Below are 11,155 nucleotides of genomic sequence, written 5' to 3'. Positions count from 1 at the left end.
CTGCCCGTGGCCGTGATCGGGACCGACACGGTGTTCCCGAAAGGCGCGCGCCGCCTCTCCCGCGGCACGATCCGGGTCAGGGTGGCGGCGCCGATACGAATCGATGGACTCACGTCCGGGTCCGCCGCCGGCCGCGCCGATCGCGAACGGATCGCGACCGTCGGGCGGCAGTTTATGGACGTCATCGCGCACCTGCTGGACGACGCCCGCACGGCGTAAGCGAAGGGCCGGGCTCGACAGGGGAAAGGTTTCCGCCTATTATGGGGGAGGGCGTGAACCTCGCGCCCGGAGGCCGCTGTGAAGATCATCGTCGGGAAGCATATGGGGTTTTGCGGCGGCGTGCGCCGCGCGGTCGATATTGCGCAGAAGGCCGCGGAAGCCGCCGGCGGGCCGGTGCAGACATGGGGGCCGTTGATCCACAACCCCCAAGTCGTCCAGCGTTTGCAGAACTCTGGGGTGGGCGTCGCCGAGCGCCCCGAGGAGCTGGGGGGCAAGGCATTCGTCGTGTCCGCCTACGGGGTGGAGCGCGCCGTCCTCGACGAGGTTCGCCGGCAAGGCATGGACGTAGTCGACGCGATCTGCCCTGTCGTGATTCGCGCGCACGCACAGGCCGAGAAGCTCGCCGCGGAAGGCTATCAGGTGATCGCGGTCGGTGACCACGGCCATCCGGAGATGGTCACGCTGAAGGAGATGCTCGGCGACCGGGTGACCATCGTCCACACACGCGAAGAGGCGGCGGCGGTGAAGGTCACCGGAAGACTGGGCGTGGTGTCACAGACGACGCAGTCCCAGGAAAACTTTCGCCAGATCGTTGGAGACCTGACGCTACGAGTGCGCGAGTTGAAGGTGCTCAACACCCTCTGTCCGGCGATTACGGTGAGACAGGACGAAACCGACGTGATGATGCCGCAGATCGACGCGCTGCTGGTCATCGGTGGCCACGGATCCTCCAATACCACAAGGCTGGCGGAAATGGGGCGTGCACAGGGCCTCCCCACCTACCACATCGAAACCGCGGCGGAGATTGCCCCTGCCTGGTTCGAGGACGTGGACACGCTGGGGGTCGTTTCGGGAGCCAGCACCCCGAGCTGGGTCATCGAAGACGTTATGCTCCGGCTGCAGGAGCTGGGAGGGGCGTGACGGGCGGGCCCGCGCGCCCGCGTTCAGGCCGAATTCAGGAGACCCCGATGGCGTCCGTGGGGTTGCCTGCCGTAGCGATCGTCGGCCGTCCAAACGTCGGGAAATCCGCACTGTTCAACCGCCTGCTCGCGCGCCGGCACGCCATCGTATCCGATATTCCGGGCGTCACTCGGGACCGCCTCGAGGCCCCCTGCCAGTGGGCGGGACGCGAATTCCTCCTCGTCGATACCGGCGGCCTGGTGTCCGGCGACCCCGAGCCCCTCGCCGTCCAGGTTCGCCGGCAGGCCGAGCACGCCATCGCGGCATCGCAAGCCATCCTTTTCGTGGTGGACGTATCCGCCGGGATGACCCCCCAGGACGCGGAGATCGCGAGCGTCCTGCGGCGCAGTCACCATCCCGTGCTGGTCGCCGTGAACAAAGTCGACACCCCCGCGCTCGCGCCGGCCGTTCACGAATTTCACGCGCTCGGATTGGGCGAGCCGATGGCCATCTCCGCGACCCACGGCCTCGGCATCGGCGACCTGCTGGATGCCGTGGTCGCCGTGATCCCGAAGACAGGAGAAGACAGGGAGACCGAGGACGCGGTCAGGATCGCGTTCCTCGGGCGGCCTAATGTCGGGAAGTCCTCGCTGGTCAACGCGCTCCTGGGAGAAGAGCGCGTGATCGTGGATGCGCGTCCCGGGACCACCCGAGACGCCATCGACACGTTGGTCCACTACGACGGGCGGCCGATGGTCCTCATCGATACCGCGGGGCTGCGGCGCAGGAGCCGGGTCGAAGAGCCGATCGAGTTCTACAGCACACGCCGGACCCACGAAGCGCTGGCGCGCGCCGACGTCGCCGTTCTGGTTATTGACGCGGTGGAGGGCATCACAGATCAAGACCAAAAGATCGCCCGGGCCGTGTACGACGCCGGCCGTGCCGTGGTGATCGCGGTCAACAAGTGGGATCTGTTGCCGGGGTACAGCCCTCAACAAATCCACGAGGTCGCGCAGTCCCGGTTGCGGTTCCTTGGCCCGCTCCTCATGTGCCTGACGGTCGCGATCCGGCAGAAGGGCATCGATGAGTTGATGACCGCGGTGCTCCGTGCCGCCCAATCCCATGCGGCCCGGATCCCGACGGGGCCGCTCAATCGCGCGATCGAGGAGGCGACCCGGGCAACCGATCCTCCCGCCGACCCCCGCGGCCGCCGGCTGCACATCTATTACGCGACGCAGCCGCAGACCAAGCCGCCGACGATCGTCCTCTTCGTGAACGATCCCACGCTGTGCCCCCCGGAGTATCGCCGGTATCTCGAGCGGCGCCTCAGGGACGCGTTCGACCTCGTGGGCACGCCGATCCGCTGGACGCTCCGGAGAAGGAGACCCGCTGAGACCACTCGAAAGGTGCGGTGACCCGAGGAGGAGGAGATGCCGCTCGCGGTCATCGTCGTGAGTTATCTCATCGGCGCCATCCCGACCGGCCTGATCGTCGTCCGCCTCCTCACCGGGGAGGATATCCGGCGTCACGGCAGCGGCAACATCGGGACGGTCAACGTCCTCCGCGTCGCCGGCGCGGGGACGGCCGTCGTCGTCCTCGCCGTCGACATCCTGAAGGGTCTCGTCCCCGTGGTACTCGCCGAGAGACTAGGGGCGTCGGCATGGACGGTCGTGCTGGCCGGGCTCGCGGCGATCGCCGGGCACAACTGGTCGATCTTCCTCAAGTTTCAGGGAGGAAAAGGGGTCGCGACGTCCTTCGGCGTCCTGGCCGCGCTATCGTGGCCGGCGGCGGCCGTGGCCGCGGCCGTCTGGATCGTCACCGTCGCCGTCACCAGGTATTCGTCTCTGGGATCGCTGCTGGGTGTGGTCTCCGTTCCGATCACCATGTGGCGGCTTAACCAGCCGGAGGAGTACGTGTACTTCGGGGTGATCGCCGCGCTCTTCGCCATCTACCGTCACCGCGCGAACATCCAGCGTTTGGTGGCCGGCACCGAGTTGCACATTACCGACCGGGAGCCCCTCAAGAAGTAGGATGCACGTCGTCTGCTTTGGGGCCGGGGCGATCGGCTCCCTGGTTGGGACGCGGCTCGCGCTCGGGGGAGTCGACGTCACGCTGGTGGCCCGGCGCGATCACGTCGCCGCGATCCGGACACGCGGCGTTACCCTCGAAACTCCTCGGGAGCGCGTGGTGTGCAAGCGCATCGACTCGGTCACGACGATCGAGGATCTTGCCAGCCCCCCTGACCTCGTCTTGCTCACCGTCAAGGCCTACCACACCCAGGAAGCCGCGCGGACGCTCAAGGCCGCGCTCGGCGCCTCGGTCCCGGTGCTCTCTCTGCAGAACGGCATCGGCAACGAGGAGGTAATCGCAGCTGAGATCGGTCCCGCCCGCACCCTCGCCGGCACGATCACGATCAGCGTGAACCGGCCCCGCCCTGGTGTGGTGCGCCAGAACAGCCTGGTTGGCGGCATCGGGGTCGCGGCGCTCGATCCCAAGCAAGATCCCTCCCCATGGGTCGGGCTCTTCCAGCGAGCCGGAATCCCTGCTGTACTGTACCGCGACCACCGGGAGATGAAGTGGAGCAAACTCCTGATCAATCTCTTCACCAACGCGACCTCGGCCATCGTTGATCTTTCTCCGGTTGCCGTGGTCGAGGACACACGGCTCTTCGAAATCGAGCGTGAAGCGCTTCGCGAGGCCCTCCGGGTGATGAAACGGCTTAGGCTCCGTCCGGTCGCCCTTCCCGGCTACCCGGTGCCCATCCTGAGGGCGGCGCTGGTCGGTCCCGGATGGCTGGTTCGCCCGCTGATGCGGCGCCTGGTCCGGCGGGGTAGGGGAGAGGCGAGGACGTCGCTGTGGCACGATCTCCAGCGCGGCCGGTCTGAGAACGAGGTTGACGTTCTCAACGGGGCGGTGGCCAGAGAGGCCGCCCGGTTGGGTCTACGGGCTCCGGTGAACACGGCTTTAACAGACGTATTGCACGGCCTGGCCGCGGGCCGTCTCGATCCCGGCGAGTACCGCGGGCGCCCTGATGCGCTGCTGGCCGCGGTCGCCCGCTCGCAAGGGTGAGGTGCTTACCGGCTCGCGCCCCGTCACTCTTTGCGGATGATGATCATTTGATATCCTATTCGTGCCAGCGCACGAGGGAAGAGTGTCTCGAGAAGAAAAATCAGCCTCAAGGAGTACCGGCCTAATAGATTATTTGGGATGAAACGCTTTGTAAAATCGGAATCCACCGATCTCCACGATCTTACATCGATGTTCCAATCACGGGGCAAGCTCCTCCGAAACCACCCAATCTCATGAGCATATGCATACAACGCTGGTAGATCATCGCTGACCCCTTTGTCCGTATCCCTCCGACGGTTGCGTGTACGCATCAGTTTAAGATTTCCGAGCGCACGTCGTAGTATCTTGCCGGTCTGGCGCAACGGCGCCGGAATCAAATGGACGAGACTCGTGAACTGCGAGTAGATAACGACACAGACGCCTTTGGGCGCCAGAGCTCTGTACAACTCGAGGAGCACCGAGTGCTGGTCCTCCTTCGGAACATGATACAGTACGTGTGCCGAGACCGTTGCATCGAAGGCCCCATCCTTAAAAGGCAAATGAGCCAAATCGGCCAGGACATACCACCCCTTGCCCTGAAGCTTCGATCGAGCCTCCGCTAAAGCCGTTTCAGAAATATCAACGCACACACGTCGCTCATATCCGGAGGAGTATCGCAAATACTCAGGATATGCAATCGCGCCCGACCCGGCGTCGAGGAAATACTTCCCCCGAGCGAAGAACCGGCTTACCCGCATATTGGTAGCATGCGTATACCAATCGAGGACTGGCCTGGTGTCCGCAAAAACGGCTGTATCCTTATACCGACCATGTTCATCCTTTTGCCAACCAAAAGAGTCGTAAAATCGCTTTACGGTTTCTGCCTCTCGTCTCAATTCAAGTGCCTCCTTCGCTCACCACGGCCCATCTGGTGTCCGAGGGCTTCGCACCCACCTATGGGACGAATTCCCCGTATGTTATAATGACCCCTGGCGACGGGCCGTAGCGCAGCTTGGTAGCGCACCTGAATGGGGTTCAGGTGGTCGTCGGTTCAAATCCGACCGGCCCGACCATATAAATCAGCGGTTCGCTCACCGCGCCAAACCTCTGGTTTGTGCTACAAGGGTGCTACAAACCGCGACCGCCCGTTCCTGTGCCGCGGCGACCGCGTGCGCGTACCGTCGGATGAGGTAGCCTGGGTCCTTATGCCCCGCCCGATCGGCCGCCGTGCGCGGGTCCACGCCCGCGGCGATCGTGTAGGTGATGTTCAAGTGTCTGAGGTCGTAGATCCGTGCGGCAGGGAGTTTGAGACGGGTGATGCGGTCCATGTGATCGCGCGCCCGGAGTACCCGCCGGTCGAGCGGTCGGCCCCGTGGGGTGCAAAACAGCGTCCCTCCATCCCGAAGCTTCGGCCCCATCTTGAGGCGGCGCTGCTTTTTCCAGAGCAGCGCGGCCCTGATCGCCGCCACGGCCTCCGGCGGCAGCGGGATGGTTCGGTACCCGGAACCCGTCTTCGGCTCGTCGAACACCGGCTGGCGTCCCGGCTTCACGAGGTTCGTCCGCACCCGGAGCGTCCCGCGCTCGAAGTCGATCGCGTCCTCGGGGGCGCCAGCGAGCTCACCGGGGCGGCAACCTGTAGCGACCATCGTTACGTAGAACGCAAACACGCTCGGCGTCGCCGTGGCGTCCACGAGGTACGCGTCGAGCTGCTCCTGCCTCCAGACTTGCATCTCGTATCGGTCGGGGACCGCCGGCGCCGTGCACTGGGCCGCGGGGTTCTTCATCACGATGCCCTGACGCACGGCGTCACGAAGCGCAGCGTGCAGGATCGAAGCTGCCTGCTTCACCGTCGCCGGAGCGAGGTGGCGCTCGGTCAGCAGCCGCGTGTAGAGCGCCTGGATCATCGGCGGACTGAGGCGCGCGAGGGGGACGTGCCCGAGCGTCGGGAAGATGTCGAGCCGCGCCCGCTCACGATAGCCCTCGGCTATATGCGGACGAATCCGCCCCAGCGCCTCGCGCTGGTCGATCCACGTGTTAGGGGCCCCGAGAGAGTCGGTCGGCCTTTGGGGAACTGCCGGCCTTGGCGCAGACGTTTCATTGGCAAGTGCGAACCCTCCGCAATATCAGGTGTTCGTTCGGCAGGAGCCACGTCGCCGGCGCATAAGCCGCACCCACCGTGCGAAGGTTCGTCCGTGACCGTGTAGCCGCCGCGCTGGAGCGGGCCAAGCCCGCCCTCGAGGACTACATCAGCCGCCATCTGGAATACCCGCTGGGCTTCCCCTACAAGCTTGCCCCCGCTGCGGTGCTGATCCGCGAGTTCCGTCAGCTCAAGGTCGTCCCTAAGCTATAAAGCTAGTTGAGAGCACGGAACCCGGCAAGCCGATGATCGGGCTCCTCGAGCCGCGGCGGGTCTTCTACGAACATGAGGCTCGCGCTTTCGCGGCCGAGCTCCTGATGCCGTTCGCCGAAGTTCGGCGGCGCTGGTTCGGCCTCTCTTCCGATGGCAAGAGCGTCGAGGACATGGTGCGCCGTCTCGCAGAGAAGTTTAAGGTGACACCAGCGGCGATGCGAGTGCGTTTACAACAAATGAAAATCATCGCTACGTAAATGCGGGAACGCCTACTTGGTGGTATATGGAGCGTGATAGGAGGTCCCCTTCTCATCTACGTCGCTTGGGAATTCTGGGTCGCAATAATGAAGCAACGCTACGAGGCCCGTCTATTGTACCTGGCTTACCTCGTGTTACCATTCGCTATTGCAGCGCTAGTCAACGGAATCCGTGGCCTGTCCGGAAGGCGCCTCTCCCGAGTGCTGACCATACCCTTATCATTCGTGGTCTGCGTTTCGGGTTACTTGTATTCGTTTGCGCCTGGTATTGACATGCTCAAGCGCAGTTCAACCCCCCGAGAAGCAATAAGTGCGATAGGAACCGCCGTCCTTGGTCTAGTCGTCATTCTCTTCGGTCTCTACAATCTTGGGGTAATCGCACGTCGTGCTAAAGGAAGTCGTTAGAGAGAATTACGAGCAATCCCTCATCGAGGCATACGCCTGTTTTGATGATTCGACGAGGTTACGACCAACGGCTGTATGGCACGGGTCAACTCAACCTCTTCCTCCACCCAGAGGCTACTCCTTCGTCGGACGGGCTCTCTTGCTTTTGTAGGCGTTCGTTCGGCAGGAAGGAGTTTCGGCGGTACCAAAAGCCGCGGTATGCCACCCCGCGGTCCCTACTGGTTAACGATCGCCCAGGCTGCGCTTGAGCTGAAGCTCAGCACCGCCGACGTCCGCCGGCTCACCCGCGCCGGCAGCTTCCGACCATTGGGATCGACAGCGTGGATTTGTGCAGTCGCCAGGTTTTCCGCATGCTCTGGTTCTCACGTCGCGGATCTACCTAACGAGCAACCCGGGTATTATCGCACGACCTTTCGAATCAATCTCCTGACCCGACGAGTCCACGCCACGGCGGTCGGGAACGGTTGCCGCATCCATTCATCCGTGAATCGCTCCACAGCCTTTCGAGCCACAACGGCATTCGCGTCACGGAAGCGCCGAACGACTTCCCACTCCTTAGACCGTGTAAGAAATTCAGCCAAGAGACCACAGGTCCAGATCCCGATGTCGTCCACGATCAGGAGGCCGTCTTTCCGGAGAACCCGCGACAGGTAGAAGAAATCAAGGATCGGCCACGGGAACGCATGGGACCCGTCGATCAGGGCCAAGTCGATCTCGCTCAACACCAACGTAGGGAGCGCCTGCTCTGAGGGCGCGTTCACAAACACGACACGATCTAATGAGATCCCGAGCTTCTCGCAGTAGGCTCGGATACGATCAGGCTCATCGTGAGAGGGGGTGACGGTAACATGGTCGCATCCCTTTGCGGCGAACAGGACGGTGCTTTTCCCGGCTCCCGTTTCTGCGGTCTTCATGCCAGGGACAAGAACCTCACTGAGGTATCGCAGCACTTCTGTCCCCGTGCCCCAGTCCATCTCCCCGACCCCCCAGGCCGGGTCGCCGTGAAACTTCGGCGGATTGGCGATGAGGGTATTAAGCACTGTGGTCGTTTCCCGTCCTTCTGTACGAGCGGCTCCAGCGCGGAGACTTCGATGGCCACCACTGTCGGCTAGCTGACGTGCCGTGTCACCTCCACCCATCGCGGCGCGCTCCCAGTGAAGACATCAAGTACCGGGTTTTGCCAAGTTGTTCCCGTGCCCTCTCTCGGCACTCAGGACAAACTCCCGCACGAATGTCGCCGTCCGCTCCCACGACCCAGGCACCGACCTGTTCCTTGACCCGTGCCCGCCATGCTCGCTCTCTTTCGCTCACCGCGCATCACTTCCCTTTGGAAGGCCCCTTAGCAACTCAATTTGCGTAGACAAAGGTACGCGGGGTGTGGGTCCCATAACCCGCCGGGGGTAACGCGGTGGGAGGGCTAATGCCGAAGCGCGATGCTACGACCGGTGTGAGGATCGGCGCACCGCGGCCTTCGCATTCCTCCACCTCGCCAGTGCCGCCTGTCTCGCTGCTTCGCTGCGTTCTCTCTTCGAGGTCCGTGCGTGTCTCGCCAGCACCACCTGCCGTGCGATCTCCTGCCGATTCTTGCGCGAGAGCCGGCCGAGACCACCTCAATTTCCGCCTTTGATTACGAAACTGGGACCTACTGGGATATCGATATCGGAGACTGCGCAGGATCAGGAGGTTCCGGCCAGCGGCGCGCTCCAGGTCGGTCCCCGGCCGCGTGGCGGTGCAAGAGGTCGTACCTCTCTACGTCAACGGGAAAGCCGCGGGATCAGCTGTTCTGGCGACAAACGGCCGGGTTTGCGTGCCTGTTCGATTGGTGGCTCAAAATCTTGGGGCAACGGTGAACTGGAACGCGCCGAAACAACAAGTGGTAATCGTATCCGTCTCGGACACGATTGTGCTTTCTCTAGGCTCAAAGTCTGCCGTGGTTAATGGAGCAAAAAGAAACTTCGACTCCGCGCTGGTTGTGATGCTCAACGGTAGTGCGCATGTGGGATTGCGGGACGTCGGTACGCTGCTTGGCACGGCGGTCCGTTGGGACTCGGGTGGACAGGCTGTGTACGTGGGCAGATAATTCTCTGCTCGCTTCCCCGGTCCCAACGCTTCGCCATTGTCTCGACGGGCCTAGCGAGGTTAGTGTCAGATTTCTTGCGAAGACTTGACCCTTGCGTTGTTCCGCAGTGTACGAGTCCCGCCTACCAGTACATCGTGGAGCAACCGTTCCCACAAGCTACCCACGTAAACTGGCTGACCGTTGTAGGTAGGATCGGCTGAGGGCTTCCCGAGCATCTGCTGGTAGATGTACCCTCCCTGTTCCATGAGTCGTGCAATGGCGTCCTCGAGTTCGTCGGTGAACGGAATCATCAGGGCTGGGGGAGGCGGTGGCTGGTGGCTCCACGGCCTTGCCGGGTCGTAGGCGAAGGGGTCTCGGTCATATTCGCGATTCCGCAAGGGCAGAGCACGTCTTTGGGCTTCTCTCACACCCCTGTACCGAAATCGGATGCGCCTTCCATGCCGGGAGATACCTCGAGCCACGTCGCGGTTGATTTGAGCTCTTCGTTTGCACCGAGAACCGCAGTATCTGTGGGCCGCGTAGCCCTCGAATATCGCGCCGCAGATCCTGCAGCGCTTCGAATGGTTTTTTGATTTTGTGAAGACTCGGCCTGACGTCGGGGAGTGGCAGGATGCCGGCAGATTCAGCCAATCGGGGCCGGGGAGAAACCGTCCGTATTTGTCTCGCCCCGATATTGAGAGTGAGGCAGGGAGAGCCCCAGAGTGACGGTCGTTTGGCATCCGAGAGAACCGGATTCACCGGCCGGCTTCCTTTCCCTGGCGGCAATTTGGGGGAGGGGCGGTGACCGCGCACCGCTACGGGAGTCTCAGTCGTCGAAGGTCCCCTTGGATTGCTATAATTTTGCTAGAAACCCCTGGCTGGGCCCTGACAGGCAAGGGCCAGCGGAGCGCCAACCTGAATGGGGTTCAGGTGGTCGTCGGTTCAAATCCGACCGGCCCGACCATTCGTAAAGCCCTGTCCCGCAATCCATTCCGACCGATCCGCTACTCGTGTTTGAACGCGCCCTGCTGCCCATTTGCTATCCCCTGCTATCCCCAGGCGGTGGCGCCGTTCATCAGCCGCTCGATTCGGGGGAACTGTTCCCTCATAACGTCATAGGAAAGACGCCTCGGGGAAAAACGTGGGGTCCGACTCTCATCGCCTGGGCAAGATTGACGTCGAAGGTTATGGGTTGCTGGATGCGAGCGGACCATTGGGATGGTCCGGATCCCGGCTCGCATCGGGAGTCCCCTGATCATGTGAGTGCACGATTACATGACCTCTCTGATCGTGCCGAGCTTACTCATATGCACCTCGGCTTCCACAGAATAATCTCGGAACCCCGGTTGTCCTTGAGCCCAGGCAATGTACTCATCAACAATCTCCTCCAAGGTGACCGTGGGGGTCCAACCGAGACCTTTCAGCTTCGTCACGTCCGAGAAGATATGACGCGTATCACCGACACGATAACGGCCCGGAATCTGGGGGTCGATCGCGACCCCGGCCCGCCGGGCAATCAGATGAGCGTACTCTAGGACCGAGAGATGACGGTCTCCTCCCACATTGAATACCTGGAAGTCTGCCCGCGCATCATCCATGACCAGGACGTTAGCCCGAGCGGCATCGAACACAGAGACGTAATCGCGAAGTTGGCCCCCGTCCTCATAGCACACTGGCGGTTTACCGCTGAGGAGGCGCTGCGTGAAAATTCGCAGCACCCCAGAATAGGCGTTCCGGAACGATTGGCGCGGGCCCTGGACGATGGAGTATCGCATGCAGACCGTGGGAATACCATAGCGCCGGCCGATGTTCAGCGCGACCATCTCCTGAGTATACTTGCTGATGCCGTATTGGCTGTGTGGATTGATGACTGTTTCATCGGTCCACACGGGATCCATGCTCCCCCCGCACCGGGGG

The 11,155-nt window shown here is 62.7% G+C and carries 10 protein-coding genes and 2 tRNA genes; 9 read left to right on the top strand and 3 right to left on the bottom strand.

Features of this window, described 5'->3' with window-relative positions; translation table 11 throughout:
* The 6 genes from VFP86_20255 to VFP86_20230 all read left to right on the top strand — a co-directional run.
* Nucleotides 1–219, top strand: a 219-nt coding sequence (locus VFP86_20255; protein ID HET9001982.1) for a hypothetical protein, incomplete at its 5' end; no start/stop codon positions are given.
* A 78-nt stretch (nt 220–297) separates the two neighbouring features.
* Nucleotides 298–1,140 carry a 4-hydroxy-3-methylbut-2-enyl diphosphate reductase gene (gene ispH, locus VFP86_20250; protein ID HET9001981.1) on the top strand — a complete coding sequence of 281 codons (843 nt, stop codon included), beginning with the start codon at nt 298–300 and terminating at the stop codon, nt 1,138–1,140.
* 47 nt (nt 1,141–1,187) lie between these two features.
* Nucleotides 1,188–2,534: a ribosome biogenesis GTPase Der gene (gene der / locus VFP86_20245; protein ID HET9001980.1), complete on the top strand. Its 1,347-nt coding sequence runs from the start codon at nt 1,188–1,190 to the stop codon at nt 2,532–2,534.
* Between the two features lie 15 nt (nt 2,535–2,549).
* Complete coding sequence (gene plsY / locus VFP86_20240) at nt 2,550–3,149, top strand: glycerol-3-phosphate 1-O-acyltransferase PlsY (GenBank protein HET9001979.1); 600 nt, start codon at nt 2,550–2,552, stop codon at nt 3,147–3,149.
* 1 nt (nt 3,150) lies between these two features.
* The gene (locus VFP86_20235) at nt 3,151–4,188 is read left to right on the top strand and encodes a ketopantoate reductase family protein (GenBank protein HET9001978.1); all 1,038 of its coding nucleotides are present in this window, start codon (nt 3,151–3,153) and stop codon (nt 4,186–4,188) included.
* Between the two features lie 975 nt (nt 4,189–5,163).
* Nucleotides 5,164–5,240, top strand: a tRNA-Pro gene (locus tag VFP86_20230).
* Nucleotides 5,241–5,258: 18 nt separating this feature from the next.
* Here VFP86_20230 and VFP86_20225 read toward each other — a convergent pair.
* Nucleotides 5,259–6,071, bottom strand: coding sequence for a site-specific integrase (locus VFP86_20225; protein HET9001977.1), 813 nt, complete (start codon nt 6,069–6,071; stop codon nt 5,259–5,261).
* Between the two features lie 272 nt (nt 6,072–6,343).
* Here VFP86_20225 and VFP86_20220 point away from each other — a divergent pair, with 272 nt between their 5' ends.
* Nucleotides 6,344–6,517, top strand: a complete 174-nt coding sequence (locus VFP86_20220; protein HET9001976.1) for a hypothetical protein — start codon at nt 6,344–6,346, stop codon at nt 6,515–6,517.
* Between the two features lie 32 nt (nt 6,518–6,549).
* The gene (locus VFP86_20215) at nt 6,550–6,774 is read left to right on the top strand and encodes an ImmA/IrrE family metallo-endopeptidase (GenBank protein HET9001975.1); all 225 of its coding nucleotides are present in this window, start codon (nt 6,550–6,552) and stop codon (nt 6,772–6,774) included.
* 803 nt (nt 6,775–7,577) lie between these two features.
* Here VFP86_20215 and VFP86_20210 read toward each other — a convergent pair.
* Nucleotides 7,578–8,219 (bottom strand): class I SAM-dependent methyltransferase, encoded by a 642-nt coding sequence (locus VFP86_20210; protein HET9001974.1) that lies wholly within the window; start codon nt 8,217–8,219, stop codon nt 7,578–7,580.
* A gap of 1,915 nt (nt 8,220–10,134) precedes the next feature.
* Between VFP86_20210 and VFP86_20205 the strand changes: the two genes are divergently transcribed.
* A tRNA-Leu gene (locus VFP86_20205) sits at nt 10,135–10,198 on the top strand.
* Nucleotides 10,199–10,509: 311 nt separating this feature from the next.
* On the opposite strand, the gene VFP86_20200 is transcribed toward VFP86_20205, so the two are convergent.
* Nucleotides 10,510–11,155, bottom strand: a 646-nt coding sequence (locus tag VFP86_20200; GenBank protein HET9001973.1) for an NAD-dependent epimerase/dehydratase family protein, incomplete at its 5' end; no start/stop codon positions are given.

The sequence above is a fragment of the bacterium genome (genome assembly GCA_035703895.1).
Classification (GTDB): domain Bacteria; phylum Sysuimicrobiota; class Sysuimicrobiia; order Sysuimicrobiales; family Segetimicrobiaceae; genus Segetimicrobium.
The sequence above is the reverse complement of the archived record's forward strand: the minus strand, read 5'-3'. Positions and strand labels throughout refer to the sequence as shown.

Coding starts and splice junctions, on each gene's coding strand:
- plsY (HET9001979.1), top strand. CDS start 2,550: ATGCCGCTCGCGGTCATCGTCGTGAGTTATCTCATCGGCGCCATCCCG.
- der (HET9001980.1), top strand. CDS start 1,188: ATGGCGTCCGTGGGGTTGCCTGCCGTAGCGATCGTCGGCCGTCCAAAC.
- VFP86_20225 (HET9001977.1), bottom strand. CDS start 6,071: ATGATCCAGGCGCTCTACACGCGGCTGCTGACCGAGCGCCACCTCGCT.
- VFP86_20235 (HET9001978.1), top strand. CDS start 3,151: ATGCACGTCGTCTGCTTTGGGGCCGGGGCGATCGGCTCCCTGGTTGGG.
- VFP86_20215 (HET9001975.1), top strand. CDS start 6,550: ATGATCGGGCTCCTCGAGCCGCGGCGGGTCTTCTACGAACATGAGGCT.